The following is a 19,089-nucleotide window of genomic DNA, read 5'->3' on the forward strand; positions in this document are numbered from 1 at the left end:
TCATCCCGTCCCGGATACTTCGCGGCCAACGTCGCCGGTCAGCAACGTGGAATAGCGAAACGGATCCGGCAATCCGCGGCAACACAGTGCGGTCGGCGAGAACCCTTCGCCCCCGGCGGTCCACCAGAAACTAGCCGCGGCATAGACTTGAGGGTTGGCGCCGCAGAGCGTGCCGAACGACTCGGCAAACCCATCGACCGTCGAAACCATTCCCAGCGTCGCATCACTCAGCGACACGACCGGCGGTCGATCGGTCCCCGGCGTCCGCAGACGGGGAAGCGCGAGACGATCCAGTGCATCGGAGATCTGCTCGAACGTCGCAGCCCGGTCCAGGGTCGAGAGCAGGAACGTCTCCACTTGCCCATACCACTCGTCCTGCGGGTCGATCTGCGGCGGCGACAGCGCGGCGTCACCATCCGGCACCGCATGCAGCGTCAACGGATAGTATCGCCCCACACCGTCGAGCGAGGGCATGATCGCTCCCGCGACGGTGGTGCCGCAGATCGCGGCGCCAAGCCAGAATCGCCAAATCGGCGCGGTCAGGAACGCTTCCTGCCAGCCGGCGCCGAGTTGATGGCGGCTTGCGGAGATGGCGGCCTGCACCCACGGCTCCCAGACTTCGAGGAAGCTGCGCGGCGTCGCGATCGCGATGAAATCACGCTTCGCGCCGATCTTGCCGAATAAGCCGCATCGCATGGTCATATTCCGGTCGGGCAACGAAACTCGCGGAGCACTGACAGGTTTAGCGGATTGCGCAGCGATCCGGTCGAAATCTGATAGTTGAGCTCACGTCCGGCAACAATAAACGTTGCGCTGGCGGATTCCGCCTTGGCGACCAGCGAGCCGGCCTCCAGCATTCGGAACAATGACCAGGGGCCGATGCGCTCGAGTACGGACGGCGAGCCAGTCTCGTTGCTGACCGAAATTGCCGTCCGCGGCGATGGGCCGGGCCAGAGCACCGTCGTCGGTGAATTGCTCTGCGGCGGCGGAGCGGGTTGCGGCGCACCAAACATGGAGGGAGCTGCGGCTGGTCCTGGTGTGGTTGGGCTCGTGATCGTCGTGCCGCCGATCTCGGTCTTGACTGTGATGCCGGGTCCGGCCGCGGCCGGCGGCCGGATCGCAAAGGACACCGCCGGCACACCGCCGCCAGTCTGGAAAAAGGCATCGCGGATATAGGCTGCGTTCTGGAACTGCTTTAGCGTATCGGGCGAGAACGATCGGCCGACGGGGCTCTCCTTCCGCCAGACCCATTCGGATCGCGACGTATCCGCATAAGGCGCCAGGAACTGAGTGAAGAACTTGTCCATGACACCGTTCGGGCTGAACAGTTTGGCAAAGTCCGCGAGCGGGACTTCCTGACCGCTGCTCCGTACGAACGGGTAGCGGTTGGTCACCGTCTGCTGACAGACCGGCGTGACCTGATCGCGCAACGACTGCAGGATCTGACCGGCCGTGGAGGCGGCGATGCTGCCTTCGAACTCCGCGGCCGCCGCCCGCAGCATATCGGAAAATGGTGGCGGCATACGCGAGGCATTGTTGCGCAGCGCCGCAACCTGGGTCTGAAGCCCCGCCGTTGCTTGCGCCGTCAGCTGCGGATTCTCGACCATCAGCGTCAGATTCTGCGCGATGTCGTTCAGGTTTGCGATCGTCGAGTCGATCGGCCGGCGGGTGCTCTCCCCTTCAAGCACTGCATGGTAGGGTTTGAACTGCGACTCGATCGCCGCACCGGGCGTACCATCCTGGGCGTTGTTGAACAGCGCCGGCGCGGTCACCGCGGGCGGCGCGGCCGGCGTGCCGCCGCTCGCCGGCTTCGGGCGTTCCTTGGTCAGCATCGTCTCATCGCGCACCGACTCCAGGATTTGCCGCATCGGCGAAGTCGGCGCCGAAAGCGCCCTCAGCACCTCGTATTTCGGCTTGTCCGCGAGCAATTTCTTCAGACGCAGACTGCCGAGCGCGGTCCGCCACGTCGTCACGAACTCATTGGAGTAGATGCTAAGCAGATCGCCAGCCAGATTGTCATACTGCTGGTCGATTGCCGATTGCTGGCCGGCGTCACCCAAGACCCACCGCTCCCGCTTCATGCGCTCCGACAATCCGGGCAGTCGAGCGATGAACTTCTGATTGAAGCCGTTGTAGGTGAAGAACTCGGGTACCCGCACGTTGTCCAGGGGCTGCCCAGTCGTGGTTTCGAAGACAACTGCCACGTCCGGACCGCCTCGGCGGCTGGCGATCCAGTCGCCGGCGGTCGATCCTCGAGCCTCCGACTTCAGGAACTCGTAGGCGCGTTGCGAGACGCTGAGGCGCGCCAATGAATTCTGGGCCTGCTTGATCAGCCGTCCGTCAAGCTCGACCAGCGGCGGCTGCTCGGTTTCGAGGTCGAACATGGCGACGAGATTTTCGTCGAGCAGACGCCGCCCTTCCGCATTGGTCGCGCCAGGATAGAGGTTGTCCGCCCAGTCGCGCTGCATCCAGGAACGGATGAGCTCGCGGTCCGGGGATTGCAGGCCGCCGAGCATCAGGTAGACCTTCAGCGCCTCATAGACGAAGGCAGGCTCGTTGATGCGCGCATTGAGCTGCTCTTCCAAACGGTACAGCAAGCGAGGCCTGAACATGCGCTCAAGCGCGGTGTGATAGGCTGCCTTCGCGGGCGACAACAGGCGCGCGTGCTGACTGAGCCCGTAGCGCGCCGACAGTGCGACCGGCTCATTCCGTGAGGCATAGCCGGCCGGGGCGTTCCGCAGCCGATAGAGCAGCGGCAGCACCTTGTCGAGATCGTGATCGGCGATCAGCGTTTGCTTGATGAGCGGCGCCCCGGCGGCCGCATACTCGTTGTCCGCCTGCAAACTCTGCTCGATCAGGTCGGAGTTGCGCTTGTAGCTGGTCAGCCACGCACCGACCAGTCCGATCGCCACCAAACCTATCAGCGACAGCGCCGCGGTCTTGAGGATCAAGGCGCGGCGCACCGCAGCGCGGTCGGTCGAGACCCAGTCGGCCTCGCCGATGATGACCTTCGAAATCAAATCGGCAAGGAAATAGCTCTTGCCGGTTCCGGAGTACGATCCGGCACCGACTTCCTCCGCGCCGAACGTACGCGCCAACGATCCGATCAATTGATCGATCGGCGTGCCCTGCTGGGTGCCCGACGTGAAATAGAACCCACGCAGATTGGCATTCACGTGATACCGTGTCGGCTCAAAAATCTGGTTGAGGAAATCGTGTATCTGCGGCTTGAGCCGCGCCATCTGCGCCGGGAAGCCGAACAACTGCACCCGGTGCTGCGGCGTCGGCTCGTCCTGCAGACGGTCGAGCGTTTCCTCGCTCAGACGCTCCAGCAGGCGATCGAACTCGACCGGGACCTGTCCCACCAGATTCTGGGTCTTGTCGGCGGTCTGGAACGTGGCGCCCCAGACCTGGCGCCGGCCGGCCTCGCTGAGATAGGCGAAATATTCGGTGAAACCGGCAACGAGATCGGCCTTGGTGAACAGCGCGTAGACCGGGAAGCTCACTTTCAGCCTTTGATGCAGCTCGAGGAGCCGCATCCTGATGGCATCGGCATGAAGCGCGAGTTCCTGCTTCGGCAGCGTCAGCACGTCTTCCAGACTGATTGCGACGAGAACGCCGTTGATCGGCTGGCGCGACCGATTTTTTTTCAGGATGTCCAGGAAGGACAGCCAGCTTTCCTTGTCGGCCTTGCTGTTTGAATCCTGGGTCGTATAGCGACCGGCGGTATCGATCAGCACCGCTTCCTCGGTAAACCACCAATCGCAGTAGCGAGTCCCGCCGACCCCGGCGATCGCCGCCGGCGTCGCCCCGCGCGCGAGCGGAAACTTGAGCCCCGAATTGACCAGCGCAGTGGTCTTTCCCGCACCTGGCGGACCGATAATGACGTACCAGGGTAGATCGTAGAGATATCCGGACTTGTTGCCGCTCGCGGTCTTGAGCGTTGCGAGCGCATCCTTCATGCGCTCCTTGAGCACCGGCTCGTCGCTGACAGCCTGGTCCGCAGCGCTGACGCCGTCGGCGATCTCTTTGGCATTCTTGCGTCGCTTGAAGAAATGAAGGCCGGTGATGCCTGCCGCCGCCGCGCCGAGCAGCAGGATCGCGATCTGGCGAACGATGTGATTTTCCAACGGATGCCAGTCGCCGAAAGCAACGAAGGGACCGGCAAGGTAGATCACTGCTCCAAGCGAGCTGAGCCCGACTCCATAGAGAACGATGCGTAGAATGTCCTTGGCGAGCATATTGACCGGTACCTGTCGCTTATCGCGTGAGCTTCTGGCGTCCGCTTATTCGCTACGTTCGATGAAAATTTCGACCCGACGGTTTTTGGCACGTCCCTCGGGTGTCGAATTGCTGGCAATTGGTGAATCCGATCCCTTGCCGTCGACATCAACGCGCGAACCATCGGCCAGGCCGGGTTTCAGCGCGGCGGCAACCGCCTTGGCGCGCTCGACCGACAATTCGAAATTCGAGGGGAAACGCACGGTGCGGATCGGCGAGCTGTCGGTATGGCCAACCACCCGGATTCGTCCCGGCTCCTTGTCGAGCGTCGCGGCAACGCGGGCCGCGATCGGCTTGAAACCATCCAGGATGGTTGCCTGGCCCGAGGCAAACAATGCGAGATCGCACACCCTGATCACGATGAAGCTCGCGGTCTGATCCGCGGTCATGGCGCACGCCGTCTTCTCCTGCGCAAGCGCGTTGCGAATGCGCTGCAGCTGGGTGATGCGGTCCGGCGGTGGCGGCGGAGGCGGTGGTGGCGGCGGCGCAACGACGCGGCGCTTGAGCTCGATCGGATCGCCGGGATGCAGTGCCAGCGCGACTTGCGCAGCATTCTCGGCGCGGCCAGCCAGCAACGTTCGCAGAACGAAATAGGATCCGGTCAGCAGCGCGGCGACCACGGCCGCCACCAGCCAGACCGGAATGCGCAAGCGCTTCCGCCGACCGGCCAAGGCCTGTCCGCGCCAGTGCGGCGACAGATCGTTGGTCGGCTTGGGCCGAACCCGGCGTAGCGTTTCATAGAGGTTGCGCTGGATCATCTGGAGGTTCGCAAGTCCGCCCGGCGACGTCCGGTGGATGCCCTGGAATCCGAGCGCAAGGCAGGCGTGCTGAAGCTCGAGCACCGGATAGTTGACGAGCGGATCAGTCTTCAAATGGTCGAGAATCTCGAAGAAGCGTACGCCGCCCACGCGCTCGCCGAAGAACCGGCTGAGCATCGAGTATTGGGCCCAGACGTGCCGGTCGTCGGTCGGAATGTGCTGCACAATATCGTCGGCGGTCGCGCACAGGATATACTTTGCCGTATTGGCCTGGTGCTCGGAAATGCCCGCCGAGCGGATATCCTTTTCGAAGAACTTGATGGCGTCGGCGACCTGCTCCATCAGGCTCGCGAATGACGCCCGCATCAGCGCGACGCGCAGCCGGCCGAGCAACTGCAGCAAAGGGCCGCCGGCGCGCATTACCGGATTGGCGTTTGGCGCAACCAGATCGTCGACACGCAAGGGCGGTCCGGGCGGCAGCATCGGTTGCGGCGCCTGAGCCTGCGCCGGCGTCGAAATCCATTCCTCTGAGGGCTGGCTGGTCGGCGGGGCGGCGTAGCTTGCGCTCTGCGGTGTGGGAGAAAATGAGGGCGGCGAGGGGGCACCAGGCGAAGCCATGGGCGATGGTGAGTACGCTGGACGGCTGGCAGGTCCCTCGCCTGCCGGAGGTTGAGGGGCCGGAGCCGGCGGCATCTTCCCGCCGGGGTTCGGACGGATGATGGTCCGCTCACCCCGACCGAAAGGATTAACCGGCTTGTCCCTGTCGGTCATGGCCGCTCTTCCAGGATGGCCCAAAGGTACAACTCAAGCTCCGGCCAGTCGCCGGAAAAATGCATCCCGATCGAGGCCGCTGTGCTGAACTCGGGCCACAGCGGCGACTTGCGATCGAGATAGAAATAGACGTGGTCTGTGATGGCTCGGATGTGCGGTGGCGGCGTCGGCAGATGCACCAAGGTCAAACCCGGCAGGTTTGCGTGCACGATCTCGGTCATTTTCGTGTTGGGCCCGACCTTGAACAGATGCGGGAATTCATTCTGAATCTCCACGAGAGGTCGCCGCGCGGCGACCTCCAGCACCAAGGTCGCATTTCGGAACAACGCGCGATCGCGGATCGGCGATACAAATGCGTTCTGGGCGCGTTCGATGATCTCCAGACGAATCGCCCGCCTGCCCAGCCGCGCGCTCAGGAAATCCTGGATGTCGCGCACCAGGGGCGTGAAGACGTATTCGAGGTTGTCGTGATCGTATGCCGGGTAGTCACGTGCGCGTCGTTCGGTGGTCGCGAAGGTCGCAAGCTCACCGGCAAACCTCAGCAATTCCTCGTACAGCCGCTCGGGATGTACGCTGCCGGATCGCTTGAAATGAGTCAGCACCGGAATGGTCCGGTTCAGTACCTGCAGCACGAGATAATCGACGCTCTGCAAACCGCCGCCGGACGACGGATCGACTGCGTAGCGTGCAAGCTCGTCGAGCTTGGTCTCGACCCAGCCGATGATTCGATTGAGCCAGCCATCGACAACCGGATGCGCGGCGCAGACCAGCATCGGCGGCACAAACTTGTCGTCGAACAGGATATTCTTGTCGCGCACTTCGAGGATGCGAGCGATGCCGAGACCCATGTATCCCGGCTTGCTCGTCTTGCGCAGCTCGAACGACAGGCGTGGATAGACAACGTCGATCTCTTCTTCGATGCGCAGCGCCGAGGTTGAATCGATAAACGTTTCGGCAGTCCGAACGTAGCGACTTGCGCTGTCGGTGCGATCCTCATCCACCTCCCGCGTATTGGGCGCCGCGACCGGCATCATCAGCCAGACGATCTGGCCTGCGGCCGAATCCGGCACTTCGATGGCTTCCGGGATCGGGCTGTCGGCAGGAATATCGAACGGCGTTCCGTCCGGCATGACGCCGGTCGCACTGCGCACGGCGAATTTGCTCTGCTGGGTAAGATCGTTATCGATCTCGAGCTGGGCAAAGCCCCAGGGATACGGTGTCGTGTAACGAACGCGCTTTTCCAGCAGATGCTCGAGATAGCGATCGTTCTGCTGCAAATGATGCGGTCGCAGGAACAGGCCTTCCGACCAGAAAACTTTGCTGTACCAGGACATTCCTACATCCACTTGGCAATGATCGGCGACTGCATCGTCACCGACAGTTCACTTTGACCCCGACTTGTCTGCGCGGTCGTAATATTCGGAGAAATGCAGCATGAAGGTATCGATCGGCGCGCTTTCGTCGCGACCGAGATGCGCGTTCCAGCGCGTCAAAAATTCGTCCCAGAGCTTGCTCTTGTTCGAGCCAAACAAGGATCTTGCGCCGCGCTGAAGCTCGAGCTCGCGCGCCATCAGCGTCGGATCGATACTGGCGATCAGTCCCCGGACGGCATGCTGCATTGCCGCATAAGTCTTCAATTGATGGGTTTTGAGGTCCTTGAAGCCCTGGGCGAAGGCATGCGGCGCATCGAGGTAACTGCGGGTCGGCGGCCCGAACAGGATACGCATCGCGTCTTCCGCGGTCGGCGAGAATTTCAGCGGATTGTTCTCGATGGCCTGGATGGTGGTTTGACTGGTGCTGCGCGTCAGCTGCTTGGCCTGGGTGCGCGCCTGCAGCAGGGCCATCAAGTTTTCCACGGTCATGCGCAGGATGACGCCGAGCTGTTCCGCGAGTTCAGCTTCGGTCTTGTCGGCGAAGAAACCGTCCGGCAGCCCGGCAGCACGTGCGACCAGGCGCGCAAACTCCGGATTGCCGATCGACGCGGCCGTGGCCGGTGCCGGCTCGGCCAGTTGCGGCCGCGGCGCTCCCACATGCCCTGCCGGTGAAGGCGCCGGCGGTGGCGGGGCAGCCGCTTCGTCGTCGGCCCATACCGACGGTCGGCGCGGCGTCGGCATCGCGTGCAGCACGTCGACCGGCGGTTTTGGCGTGGCGACCGGACCGGCTGCCCAGCTCATGTCGTCGTGCAGCGGCGGCTCGCGTTGAGGCATCTGCGGCGAATGGCGGACAGGATCCACACCCGCCGCGGGAACGCTCGCTGCCCAGTCCAGGAATTCCGGATTGACGGGCCGCGCGGCCTCGCGCGGTTTTCGCAACTGCTGCGGGTCGATTGGCGGCGGCACGTCGCGACCGGGAGCCCACAGCTCGTGGTAATCGGCGTGCTGCTGAGCGAGCGGAGCTTGCTGCTGCGCACCATGGCTCGGCGTGCCCTCGGCAGGCTCATCCAGGTCCAGCGAAACGCCAATGACATAGTGGCCGATGACGAGCCGATCGCCGTTGCGCAGCCGATGCGCTCCCCGCATACGCTGGTCGGCACCATTGAGAAAGGTGCCGTTGGTCGAGACGTCGTGCAGCCAGTAGCCGCCGTCGCGATAATGGACCTCGCAATGCTTCCCCGAAATCATCCGTGCCGGATCGGGCAATGTCCAGTCGAGATGGCGGTCCCGGCCAATGTCGACCGAACGCCTTCCGGTGACAGTAAATGACACAGGGCCGCCGTCTGGAAGGTTCGGCTCGTTCTCGATGTTGAAGCGAAGCACCATCACATCGTCTCGTCAGCGTGGAGGGCGCGGTTCGCCGCGTGCCAATTGAATACCATCCTCCAGGCAGGCCGTCATTATCCGGTCCCTGGACTCACGGGTAAGCCGGCAGAGGCCGATCAAAAGGGCTGCGCGAACCGCTCGCGCTGTCTGGTCCGGCTTGGCTTCGACCGGTGCAAATTCCGCGGGAACCACGCTTCCGCCAGACCAACCCGCCGCCAGCGCCAGCCAGGTCGCCGGCTGCTCGGGATCGTTGGCGTTGCCGACCGCCAAAGCCTTGTTGCGCGATTGCTCGTCCGGTTGCCGGACCCAGGTCTCGGCAAAACTGAGCGACCTGCCTTCATTGCCGTCGAAATGGTCGAACATCTGCCGCAACGAGCGACAGCCCCAGGCGACGGCCACGCGCCTGGGGAGCAGATACGCGCAGAAGGATACAGCCTGGTGCCAGTTGCCCGCATCGGCCGCCTCCTGCAGGAAATCCAACGACAGTTTATCCGGAGCGGCTTTGCCGACGTCGTAGCGCGCCAGCGGATAGGCTTCAAAGAGATCGTGGACTGTGCTGAACCGAACCTGATTCATGGCTGTCAGCCGACAATGGTTGGCGTGCCGTGGGCAACCAGCGGGCCGCCGGCCGCGAGCGCCATGGCGGCCTGCGCGGTCATGGTGATGGTTGGCGCGTTGATGACGATGCCGGCTGGAGACAGGATGATCTGGCTTGGGCCAACCTGCAGGGTGATGTTGACGTTGGCCGTGAGGGTGATGCTCAGGCCCGCATCGACGGACTGATCCATCGCCAGCTTGACGTGCTGACCGCCCAATTGGATATCAAGCTTGTCGTTGCCGTTCTTGAGCGTGGTCTTACGAGTATCGCCGCCGAACGCCGCCTCACCGATGGTCCTGGTCTCGGTGTCGCGGACCGTGACGTCGTAGTCCTTCTCGGCGTGCACGGTGATCTTCTCGGACCCCTTCTTGTCCTCGAAGTTCCATTCGTTGTAGCCGCCTCCTCCCTTGGTCGAGTCGGACTTCAGACCCGCAATCGTCTTCTTGGACGGCAGGTCGTAAGGCAGCTTGTATTCATCGTTGTAGACGGTCCCTATCACCAGGGGCCGGTCGGGATCCCCTTCCAGGAATTCCACGACCACCTCCTGCCCGACGCGCGGGATGATCTGACCGCCCCAGCGCTTGCCGGACCAGACTTGCGCCACGCGCAACCGGCACGAGCGCTTCTTCTTCCGATCCCAGAAAAAGCGAACATAGATTTCGCCCAGCGACTCGACGTCGATCTCCTCGCTCGAATTGTCGTCCTTGGTCACCACCTTGGCTGTCTGAATGCCGTTGATCCTCGGCTTCGGCGTCGTCATGGGAGTTCGAAACGGCCGATCGCTCGGCAGAAATTCGTAGCTGCCGAAGTAGACATGCTGTCCGGCGTCGCCGGGGCCGCCAGTGCGATAGGATTCGATGGAAAACGAATGCGCGGCTCGTACCACGAGATATTCGACGTTCTGCGAGTCTTTCGAGTGCTTCTCGAGCTTGGTTAGTCCGCCGGGGAAAAGGTTGACGGCGTCGCCGTTGCCCCGACGGCGCCGATCCATCGCCTGCTCGGCCTGGAGCTGGATCTTCGCATATCGCTCGCCGTCGGACTTCTCCTTGAACTTGCCGGGATAGTCGTAGAACTCCATCTCGGATCGTGTGTAGTGCTCGGAGCCCTTGGCGTCGCTGATCATCTGCGCGTTGGGCTTCTGGTAGTTGTAATCGTTGAGCTCGATCTTCCCGGTGCGGAACCGGCGCTCGGACGCCCATTCATAAATATGCTGCTCGCCGCGACGATCGGAGCCGGTGAGCGGGATGTAGGGGATCTTCGCGAGGCCGTTGATTGGACTGTGCGAGGACTTGGAATCGGCCAGCACCAGCGTGTGCTTGCCGCCTTCATGCTTGAAGAAGTAGTAGATCCCGTGCTGTTCCATCAACCGGCACACGAAATCCAGATCGGTCTCGCGATATTGAACGCAGTATTCGAGCTTTGGACATGAGCCCTCTTCGGTAAGCTTGGACTCATAATCAGTGAAGCCGCGCTCGTTGAAGACTTCCTTGATGATGTCGGGCGCCTTCTTGTCCTGAAAGATCCGGCAATCGGTGGTCCGCGACAGCAGCCACAACCAGGGCCTCAGCACGATCCGGTAACTGAAATAGTCGTTCTTCACCCCCAGCCATTGGGCTTCCGTGAGAATGCCGCTGAACTCGCGTTCCTTCTCGTGCAATTTGATGGTGAGGGTGCACTGCTTGCCGATGGCCCGATCGAAGTCGAGATCGGCTTCCTCGCTGAGACATTCGATGCGGTATTCGAACAGTTCGCTCAGACCTTCGGCGGCCTCGAACCGGGCAAAAACCAGAACGTCCTTGCCAAGGGGGGTCTTGAGCTCGCAGAGGCGGGTATCCTGGGTAAGCTGGCCCATGTGGGCGTTAAACTCCCTCGTTGACCGCACGAGCTGCGCAACCGGCGCATCGGGCGGTCAAGCACGAACGACCGAAATCCGAGCCGGCCATCGGTGGGATGGCCGGCAAGTCCGCTCGGTGTCACCTCTCCTGACGCGGCAACGCACCCGCCCGGGGAAGCCACTGCGGCACTCATATAGTCGGTTCCAAGCGCTTGCTGGTTCACGGGAAACCGCCATCATCGCGGGAATGAACCGAGGCCGGCGTTGATCTGACCTACCAGTCAATCGGATCATGATCCCCCGCGTGATCCGCTAGATGTCATGGACCTGGCAGAGGGGCCAGGGGCCCGCAGACGGATCCTCTTTGCATGCTCGACGTCGTATCCCTGACCCAGCCCATCGACCCCGACGATCCCTGCGGGCCAGACCTCGATGCGGCCGGCGACGTCCAGTACCTGAACTTCTTCGCAGCTGCGGAATCGCTGCTGCCGATGTCGTATTTCGAGGTCGTCAACGCGAATGGAGAGCGCGGACGCTTCGACCCGAAGGCCATCGATATTGCCGGCCAGTTCGCCGCTGCGCAGCCCCTGTTGGCTCGCACCCGCGATCTGCGCCTGACCATGCTGCTCGCCAAGTTTTCCATCCTGAACCGCGATCTCGACGGCTTCCTCGGCTGCCTGCGGGCAACCACCCTGCTGCTCCGCGAACAATGGGAAGCGGTTCACCCGAGGGGCGAGGACGGCGACTATGCCTTTCGTGCCGTCACCATCGAGGCGATCGACGTGTTTCCGACGGTGATCAACCCGCTCCAATTCCTCCCCCTGATCGAAAATCGAAGGCACGGCAGCCTCAACTACCGTGCCTATCAGATTGCCAAGGGCGAAATTCCCGCCGGCGATGCCGATGTCGACACGCCAGATCTCGGAACCATCGAGCGCATCGTCAGCGAGACCGATCTCGACACCCTCAAGGCGGTGAGCGCCCGCTGTTCCGCGGTCGCTGCCGAGATCGCCGGCATCAAATCGGTTTGGCACGAAAAGTTGAACTCGGGGCAACCCATCAGTCTCGACCGGCTGGCGGGTGTCGCGAATGGCATGGCCGGCTGGCTCGCGACTCTGGTCGCTGCACGCGATCCGGCCGCAATTGCCCCGTCTCCGGACGAGACTGCTCAAGACGGCCCGCAGCCTCCGATCGAAATCGCCGGCGCAGTGATGTCACCCGGACAGGCGTCCGCGGCGCTGGCGGCGGCTGCCGACTATTTCGCTCGAAAGGAACCGTCGAGCCCGGCGCTGTTGCTGGTGCGGCAGGCGCAGGACATGGTTGGCAAATCGTTTATCGAAGTGATGCGGATGCTGATGCCGGCCCACGTCGAGAGCGCCGCCATCAATATCGGTCGCGACAAGGTCTTCGACCTGCCGATCGAGCGCATGGCGGAGTTCGCCACCTCGCTCCCATCCGCGGCCGAAAACGAGGCTCAAGACGCTGTTTTTGCAGCCGAAAACAGAGCCCAGGCGTTGGACCTGCTGAGCAAGGTCGCGTCGTTCTTCCGAGCCGCGGAGCCGTCCAGCCCGATCCCGTTCCTGGTCGATCGCGCACGCGAACTCTCACAGCGAGACTTCCTCAGCCTGCTGAACGAAGTGCTGCCCGAGGGCGCTCTGAAGGCGATCGACAAATCGAATTGAACCCGCCTTCCGTTCGACGGGACTAACTGAACGGAAGGAAGCTCCGCCGACGAAAGACCGAGGCACTTCCCTGCCTGCGTCGTGCAAGTCGGCTTCCGCAGAGATTTTTTTGTGAAGAGGGCAACCCAATGGCAACCGACAGCGGTCAAAAATTCATTCGCCGAAACCGCGCACCGCGCGTGCACATCACTTACGAAGATCCCTACGATGCCGAGCGGCTGATCGAACTGCCGTTCGTCATGGGCGTCCTGTCCGATCTTTCCGGCAACAACCCCGGCATCGAGAAGACGAAGGTCGAGGAGCGCAAGTTCCTCGAGTTCGACATGGACAATTTCGACAACCGCATGGCGGCGATCCAGCCCGGCGTGACGGCGCGCGTCGCCAACCGTCTCAGCGACGGGTCCGACGAAAAGATCTCCGTCAACCTGCGCTTCAACAAGATATCCGACTTCACGCCGGTGGCGGTCGCCCGCCAGGTGCCGGCGACGGCCAAGCTGCTCGAAGCGCGTGAACAGCTCGCCAACCTGCTGCGCTACATGGATGGCAAGGTGGGTGCCGAGGACCAGCTGAAGAAGCTCCTCGCCGATCCTCAACTGATGGCCGCACTGCGCGAGCGCGCGACCAGCCAGTCCACCGAATCCGACAGCAACAGCTAAGGGAAGGAATGGGGACCATGGCAAAAGAAGCAATCCACAAAGAGACCACCGCCAAGGTCGGGACCGTCGAGGCTGACGAGTTCGCCGCCCTGCTGAAGCAAAGCTTCAAGCCGCGCACCGAACGTGCGGCGACCGAAGTCGAGAACGCGGTGTCCACGCTCGTTCAGGAAGCGCTGAAAGATACGAGCGTCATCAAGTCGGACGTGCTCGACACCATCGAGGAGATGATCGCGCGGATCGATCAGAAGCTGACCGCGCAGATGAACGAGATCCTGCACGCGCCCGAATTCCAGGCGATCGAAAGTGCCTGGCGCGGCCTCCACTACCTCGTCTTCAACTCCGAGACCGACGCCAACCTCAAGATCCGGGTGATGAACGTCTCCAAGAACGAGCTGTATCGGAACCTGCGGCTCTATCCCGATGCGCGCTGGGACCAGAGCCCGCTGTTCAAGCAGATCTACGAGTACGAATTTGGCCAGTTGGGCGGCGAGCCGTTCGGCTGCCTGATCGGCGACTACTATTTCAGCCACCTCCCCACCGACGTGCAGTTGCTCCGCGATCTCAGCAAGATCGCCGGCGCCGCGCACGCCCCCTTCTTCAGCGGCGCCGAGCCTACGCTGATGGGAATGGACTCGTGGACCGAACTGTCCAACCCTCGCGACATCGGCAAGGTGTTCGACACGCCGGAATACGCCGCATGGAAGGGACTGCGCGATCAGGACGACTCGCGCTATCTCGGTCTGTGCATGCCGCGCGCACTGGGCCGCCTCCCCTACGGCGCCAAATCGGAGCCGGTGGAAGAGTTCGCCTTCGAAGAGGAGACGGACGGGCACACCGGTGACAAATACGGCTGGATCAACGCCGCCTATGCGATGGCGGTCAACATCAACCGCGCCTTCAAGGAGTTCGGCTGGTGCACGCGCATCCGCGGCGTCCAGTCCGGCGGCGAGGTCATCAACCTGCCGACGCATACGTTCCCGACCGACGACGGTGGCGTCGACCTGAAATGCCCGACCGAGATCGCCATCAGCGATCGTCGCGAGCACGAGCTTGCAAAGGCGGGACTGATCCCGCTGATCCATCGCAAGAACACCGACAAGGCCGCCTTCATCGGCGCCCAGTCGCTCTATAAGCCGAAGAAGTATTTCGGCGACAAGGGCGTGGATGCAACCGCGTCCGACAACCTGTCGTCACGCCTGCCCTACATGTTCGCAGTATCCCGCTTTGCGCATTATCTGAAGTGCATGGTTCGCGACAAGATCGGATCCATGAAGGAAAAGGATGAGCTGACGGTCTGGCTGCAGACCTGGATCAACGAATACGTTGATGCCAATCCGGCCTTGTCGTCAGAAGCTCAGAAAGCGCGCAAGCCGCTGGCCGCTGCGAAGGTTGAGGTCATAGCAAACGAGGAGAACCCGGGATATTACAACGCGCGCTTCTTTCTCCGTCCACACTTTCAACTGGAAGCGATGGACGTCGGTCTCAGTCTCGTTTCGCGCCTGCCAGGCCCGAGCTCCTGACGCCGCGCTATTGCAACCGTCACTCATCAGAGAATTTTGAAAGGGCTATGCTATGGCTGTCGACATCTTTTTGAAACTCGATCCGATCAAGGGCGAGTCGCTCGACGACAAACACAAGGACGAAATCGACATTTTGAGCTGGTCGTTTGGCGAGAGCCAAAGCGGCACGTTCCACAGCGGGTCGGGCGGCGGCGCCGGCAAGGTCGCGGTTCAAGACCTCCACTTCACGCACTTCGTGGACAAGGCGACGCCCGAGCTTTTCAAGGTCTGCGCCAATGGAAAGCACATCGACAGCGCCATCCTCACGGTACGCAAGGCCGGTGAACACCCGCTCGAATATCTCAAGATCGAGATGAAGCACGTTCTGGTCTCGAGCGTCTCGACGGGCGGATCGCACGGCGAGGATCGCCTCACCGAAAACGTCAGCCTGAACTTCCAGAAGGTCAAAATGACCTACAAGACCCAGACGGAAAAAGGCGGCGCCGGCGCGTCTCCGGTGTTCGGATGGGACGTTGCGGCCAACAAGGAATGGGCCTGATCGCAGGCTTCCTGCCCGGCGCCGGTTGTCCATAGCGGCAATCGGCGCCGGCTGTACGGGGACCGTCAATGACCGTTACGCCAAGGAAGGATCGGCTCTCTCCGCCATTGATGCTGGCCTTTCGTGCGGCTCATGACGCGCGCGATGCGCGCAAACCACTCGAACTGCGCGATCAGTTCGGTGAGCGAGTCATAGCGGGACGGCGCAGCGCCGGTCGATTCCCGATCTCGGAGACGCTGCTAAGGCGCGAGGTTTCGCAGGACGTCGAAACTCTCCTCAACACCATTGCCCTCGAATCGACGCTTGACCTGACGGGTCGCAGCTGCGTCCGCACCTCGATCTTGAACTATGGTTTCCCCGATATCGCAAACCGTTCGATCGACGAAGTCACCGACGAGGAGCTCAGCGATGCCCTGCGCATGTCGCTGACGACTTACGAGCCGAGACTCGATCGCAAGTCCATCCGGGTGCGGCGCGACACCTCCGTGGGCCCCGAGCAGCTCAAGCTGCGCTTTGTCGTGCATTCCGACCTGAAGTGCGAACCGCTCAACGTCCCCGTGGAATTCGTCGCAGACGTCGACCTCGACAGCGGCGATATACAGATCAACCGATTATAGCATGAACCGCGAATTCCTCGACTTTTACAATCGTGAACTGTCGCTGCTGTACGAGCACGCGGAAGGTTTTGCCGAGGAATATCCTGGTATCGCCGAGCGCCTCGGCGGTCTGGTCCGCGACCGCTCGGATCCGATGATCTCAGGCCTGCTGGAAGGCGCTGCATTTCTCGCCGCCCGTGTCCAGCTCAAGCTCAAGCACGAGTTTCCGGAATTCACGGCGAACCTGCTTGAGCAGTTGGTTCCGAATTATCTCGCGCCAACTCCGTCCGCCATGCTGGTCAGGATTCAGCCGACCTACGCCGATCCGGCATTGCGCGACGGCAAGAAGATTGCGCGGGGCGCCTATTTCGACGCGAACTATCGCGAAAGGGAACGGAGCCTCGCCTGCCGATTCCGGCTTTGCCGCGATATCGTGCTTTGGCCTTTTGACGTCACCGGCGCCGAATATTTTGCGACCGCGGGCGCGTTGCAGGCCCTCGGGATTCCAGTCGGCGGAGAAGTTATCGCTGGGCTCAGGCTCTCCTTGACGCACCGTACCGCCGCGCGGCTCGACGAGGAGCCGGCGGACGCCGAGACTCGCAACAAACCGGAGACCTGGTTCGCCGGCTGCCGCACCAGCGAACTGCCCATCTACCTGACCGGCGCCGAGTCGGATGCCATCGCACTCTACGAGCAACTGACCTCGAACTGCGTCGGGCTCTATTTTCGCTATCTCGACGATTTCGGCGATCCGGTCGTCATCCGGGCTCCGAACGACTGTGTGCAGCAGGTCGGCTTCAGCGAGAACGAATCCCTGTTTCCGAACGACAACCGGGTCTTTCGCGGCTCGGAGTTATTGCGGGAATATTTCGTGTTTCCGCGCAAGTTCCTTGGCGTCAATCTGACGCAGCTTCGCGCTGTGATGCCGCGGTTGCGCAGCAAATCCATCGATATCGTCTTCGCGTTCGATGAACACAACTCGCGTCTCGCCGCCTCGGTCCGGGCGGATACGTTCAGTCTCTACACCGCCCCGGCGATCAACCTGTTCGAAAAGACCAGTGATCGCATCCCGATCAAGTCGAACACCTACGAATACCACGTGGTGCCCGACCGAAGCCGCTACCTCGAATACGAGCCGCACCAGGTGCTGGAGGTTTACGCGCACTTTCCGGCGGAAAAGGACAAGCGGCGCGTGCGTCCGCTGTACTCCGCCGCCGTCGACAGGACGGCCGGATCGGTCGAGGGACTTTATTACACGGTTCGTCGGCTGCCGCGGCGGCGCACCGTCGAAGAGAAGACCTATGGCGCGGCCTCGGACTATACCGGGACGGACATGTTCCTCTCGCTGCTCGAGCCCGGCGACCCGAGCGGCGACGGATCCGCCGCCGAGCTGAGCGTCCGCGCGCTGTGCTCCAACCGGCATCTCACGGAACATCTGCCGGTCGGCCAGGGCGGAGCCGACTTTCGCCTGCTGGACGACACCTCGCTCGAGCTGATGTGCATCGCCGGCCCCACCCGACCACGCGAGCCGGTGGTGGCGCAGTTGCGCAGCCGCAGCGAAATCGCCAATAGCGGCGTCGTCAGCTGGCGCCTGATCAACATGCTGAGTTTGAACTATCTCGGCCTCGTGGAACGCAGCGGCGGCAAGAACGCCGGAGCACTGCGGGAGATGCTGTCATTGTTCGCCGACCAGTTCGACGACGCGACGGAGCGAAAGATTCGTGGTGTGCGCAGCGTCGAGAGCAGGCCCGTGGTGCGGCGGGTGCGTGAGCGTACCGGCAGTGGCGCAGCGCGCGGCCTGGAGATCACGGTCACGCTTGACGAGAAGGCATTCGAGGGCAGCGGCGTGTTCCTGCTCGGGGCTGTGCTGGAACGCTTCTTCGCCGACTATTCAGGCTTCAACACCTTCACCCAGACCGTCATCTCGACCCCGGAGCGCGGCGAGATCATGCGTTGGCCGGCCCGCATGGGCACCCGGAGGCCGCTGTGACGCTGATCGACCAGATGAAGGCCGAGCCCTGGCGGTTCGATTTCTTTCAGACGCTCCGCCAGCTCGAGCGATGCAATCCGGATCGACCGCGGATCGGCGACAGTGCAGCGCGTCGCGAGGAGTTTGTCGACCTCGGTCAAACCCCCTATCTGGAATTTCCCGCCTCCAATCTGAGCTCGGTCGACGATCGTGATGGCAGGCTCAAAATTCTGGTCAAATTCCTCGGCCTGCTCGGACCGCAGGGCGCGCTGCCGCTGGCTACCACCGATGAGAGCGTCGGCTGGCAGTTGATGCGGGACGACGCTTTCCCCCGTTTTCTCGACCTGCTGAACGGACGCTTTCTGCAGTTGTTCTTTCGAGCCTGGGCAGACGCACGGCCGATCGCCCAGCATGATCGGCCATCCGACGACCGCTTCATCGCTTATGTCGGCTCCTTCGCCGGCCTCGGCTCCGATATTTTTGCCAATCGGGATACCGTGCCTGACATGGCGAAGCTGAGCTTCGCCGGGCTGGTTTCACCGAGAGCGAAATCCGCATCACGACTGGCGCGGCTGCTGCAAGGGCTGTTCGATGTCAGGGTCGAGATCGACGAGTTCGTCGGCACGTGGCTCCCATTCGACCCAAGCCATTGCAGCCGGCTCGGCGGGACGCACGCCAAGCTTGGTCACGACGCGCTCCTGGGCTCGCGTGTGTTCAGCGTCGAAGACAAGATCAGGGTTCGCGTGTTCGTGAAGGATTTTGCTCAATACGAGCAGTTCCTGCCCACCGAAGCGCCGAACCTGTCCGAGCCCCTGGCTGACGCCGTCTACTTCTACATCGGCGACGAACTCGAGTGGGAGGTGGAACTTGCCATTCCGGCGGGAGCGGTTGTCCCGATGAAGCTCGGGCAGAGCGGACGCCTTGGATGGACCAGCTGGGTTTCGCCGAACTGGGCCTCGACCGAGGAGTATCGGCGCGATGCACGCTTTCACCTTGCCGAGCGTCTCAGAGCCCGGCGCAACGCTGCGACTGATCAGCAGCCGATTTGAACCTAAGCATCGCTCCGATTGTCCTAACATCATGGGAATTCGAGCCGATTTCCGCGACGACCCGGCATCGTCCGGGAT

Annotated in this window: 14 protein-coding genes; 7 read left to right on the forward strand and 7 right to left on the reverse strand. The window is 62.5% G+C overall.

Annotated elements, in window-relative coordinates; all coding sequences use genetic code 11:
* From tagF to ACVW1B_RS17455, 7 genes are all read right to left on the reverse strand, one after another.
* On the reverse strand, nucleotides 1-702 hold the full coding sequence (gene tagF / locus ACVW1B_RS17425) for a type VI secretion system-associated protein TagF (protein ID WP_309145026.1): 702 nt from the start codon (nucleotides 700-702) through the stop codon (nucleotides 1-3).
* On the reverse strand, nucleotides 699-4,241 hold the full coding sequence (gene tssM, locus ACVW1B_RS17430) for a type VI secretion system membrane subunit TssM (protein WP_456821815.1): 3,543 nt from the start codon (nucleotides 4,239-4,241) through the stop codon (nucleotides 699-701). Before tssM ends, tagF begins: the two co-directional genes overlap by 4 nt.
* Nucleotides 4,242-4,286: 45 nt before the next feature.
* On the reverse strand, nucleotides 4,287-5,522 hold the full coding sequence (gene tssL, locus ACVW1B_RS17435; RefSeq protein ID WP_256558703.1) for a type VI secretion system protein TssL, long form: 1,236 nt from the start codon (nucleotides 5,520-5,522) through the stop codon (nucleotides 4,287-4,289).
* A 284-nt stretch (nucleotides 5,523-5,806) separates the two neighbouring features.
* Nucleotides 5,807-7,144, reverse strand: coding sequence for a type VI secretion system baseplate subunit TssK (gene tssK / locus ACVW1B_RS17440; RefSeq protein WP_028335406.1), 1,338 nt, complete (start codon nucleotides 7,142-7,144; stop codon nucleotides 5,807-5,809).
* Nucleotides 7,145-7,192: 48 nt separating this feature from the next.
* Complete coding sequence (tagH, locus tag ACVW1B_RS17445; protein WP_253608166.1) at nucleotides 7,193-8,569, reverse strand: type VI secretion system-associated FHA domain protein TagH; 1,377 nt, start codon at nucleotides 8,567-8,569, stop codon at nucleotides 7,193-7,195.
* A 12-nt stretch (nucleotides 8,570-8,581) separates the two neighbouring features.
* Entirely contained in the window at nucleotides 8,582-9,145 is a 564-nt protein-coding gene (locus tag ACVW1B_RS17450) for a DUF6931 family protein (protein WP_225160378.1), read from the reverse strand.
* A gap of 5 nt (nucleotides 9,146-9,150) precedes the next feature.
* The gene (locus ACVW1B_RS17455; protein ID WP_253608164.1) at nucleotides 9,151-11,019 is read right to left on the reverse strand and encodes a type VI secretion system Vgr family protein; all 1,869 of its coding nucleotides are present in this window, start codon (nucleotides 11,017-11,019) and stop codon (nucleotides 9,151-9,153) included.
* Nucleotides 11,020-11,369: 350 nt separating this feature from the next.
* Here ACVW1B_RS17455 and ACVW1B_RS17460 point away from each other — a divergent pair, with 350 nt between their 5' ends.
* The 7 genes from ACVW1B_RS17460 to tssG all read left to right on the forward strand — a co-directional run bounded on the left by ACVW1B_RS17460 (nucleotide 11,370) and on the right by tssG (nucleotide 19,011).
* Nucleotides 11,370-12,683: a type VI secretion system protein TssA gene (locus ACVW1B_RS17460; protein ID WP_253608163.1), complete on the forward strand. Its 1,314-nt coding sequence runs from the start codon at nucleotides 11,370-11,372 to the stop codon at nucleotides 12,681-12,683.
* A gap of 128 nt (nucleotides 12,684-12,811) precedes the next feature.
* Nucleotides 12,812-13,339, forward strand: a complete 528-nt coding sequence (gene tssB / locus ACVW1B_RS17465) for a type VI secretion system contractile sheath small subunit (protein ID WP_092082334.1) — start codon at nucleotides 12,812-12,814, stop codon at nucleotides 13,337-13,339.
* A gap of 17 nt (nucleotides 13,340-13,356) precedes the next feature.
* On the forward strand, nucleotides 13,357-14,859 hold the full coding sequence (gene tssC / locus ACVW1B_RS17470) for a type VI secretion system contractile sheath large subunit (RefSeq protein WP_057019596.1): 1,503 nt from the start codon (nucleotides 13,357-13,359) through the stop codon (nucleotides 14,857-14,859).
* Between the two features lie 52 nt (nucleotides 14,860-14,911).
* Complete coding sequence (locus ACVW1B_RS17475) at nucleotides 14,912-15,397, forward strand: Hcp family type VI secretion system effector (RefSeq protein ID WP_016843423.1); 486 nt, start codon at nucleotides 14,912-14,914, stop codon at nucleotides 15,395-15,397.
* Nucleotides 15,398-15,465: 68 nt separating this feature from the next.
* Nucleotides 15,466-16,014 (forward strand): type VI secretion system baseplate subunit TssE, encoded by a 549-nt coding sequence (gene tssE / locus ACVW1B_RS17480; protein WP_253608162.1) that lies wholly within the window; start codon nucleotides 15,466-15,468, stop codon nucleotides 16,012-16,014.
* 1 nt (nucleotide 16,015) lies between these two features.
* Nucleotides 16,016-17,983, forward strand: a complete 1,968-nt coding sequence (gene tssF, locus ACVW1B_RS17485; RefSeq protein ID WP_253608160.1) for a type VI secretion system baseplate subunit TssF — start codon at nucleotides 16,016-16,018, stop codon at nucleotides 17,981-17,983.
* A complete protein-coding gene (gene tssG / locus ACVW1B_RS17490; RefSeq protein WP_225160383.1) occupies nucleotides 17,947-19,011 on the forward strand; it encodes a type VI secretion system baseplate subunit TssG in 1,065 nt (354 codons plus the stop codon). The genes tssF and tssG overlap by 37 nt, the downstream gene beginning before the upstream one ends.
* The last annotated feature ends 78 nt before the right edge of the window (nucleotides 19,012-19,089 follow it).

Source organism: Bradyrhizobium sp. USDA 4502, assembly GCF_054063355.1.

What these genes read in the sequence shown, in the direction of transcription:
- tagF (WP_309145026.1), bottom strand. Translation starts at nt 702, where the DNA reads ATGACCATGCGATGCGGCTTATTCGGCAAGATCGGCGCGAAGCGTGAT.
- tssM (WP_456821815.1), bottom strand. Translation starts at nt 4,241, where the DNA reads ATGCTCGCCAAGGACATTCTACGCATCGTTCTCTATGGAGTCGGGCTC.
- tssL (WP_256558703.1), bottom strand. Translation starts at nt 5,522, where the DNA reads ATGCTGCCGCCCGGACCGCCCTTGCGTGTCGACGATCTGGTTGCGCCA.
- tssK (WP_028335406.1), bottom strand. Translation starts at nt 7,144, where the DNA reads ATGTCCTGGTACAGCAAAGTTTTCTGGTCGGAAGGCCTGTTCCTGCGA.
- tagH (WP_253608166.1), bottom strand. Translation starts at nt 8,569, where the DNA reads ATGGTGCTTCGCTTCAACATCGAGAACGAGCCGAACCTTCCAGACGGC.
- ACVW1B_RS17450 (WP_225160378.1), bottom strand. Translation starts at nt 9,145, where the DNA reads ATGAATCAGGTTCGGTTCAGCACAGTCCACGATCTCTTTGAAGCCTAT.
- ACVW1B_RS17455 (WP_253608164.1), bottom strand. Translation starts at nt 11,019, where the DNA reads ATGGGCCAGCTTACCCAGGATACCCGCCTCTGCGAGCTCAAGACCCCC.
- ACVW1B_RS17460 (WP_253608163.1), top strand. Translation starts at nt 11,370, where the DNA reads ATGCTCGACGTCGTATCCCTGACCCAGCCCATCGACCCCGACGATCCC.
- tssB (WP_092082334.1), top strand. Translation starts at nt 12,812, where the DNA reads ATGGCAACCGACAGCGGTCAAAAATTCATTCGCCGAAACCGCGCACCG.
- tssC (WP_057019596.1), top strand. Translation starts at nt 13,357, where the DNA reads ATGGCAAAAGAAGCAATCCACAAAGAGACCACCGCCAAGGTCGGGACC.
- ACVW1B_RS17475 (WP_016843423.1), top strand. Translation starts at nt 14,912, where the DNA reads ATGGCTGTCGACATCTTTTTGAAACTCGATCCGATCAAGGGCGAGTCG.
- tssE (WP_253608162.1), top strand. Translation starts at nt 15,466, where the DNA reads ATGACCGTTACGCCAAGGAAGGATCGGCTCTCTCCGCCATTGATGCTG.
- tssF (WP_253608160.1), top strand. Translation starts at nt 16,016, where the DNA reads ATGAACCGCGAATTCCTCGACTTTTACAATCGTGAACTGTCGCTGCTG.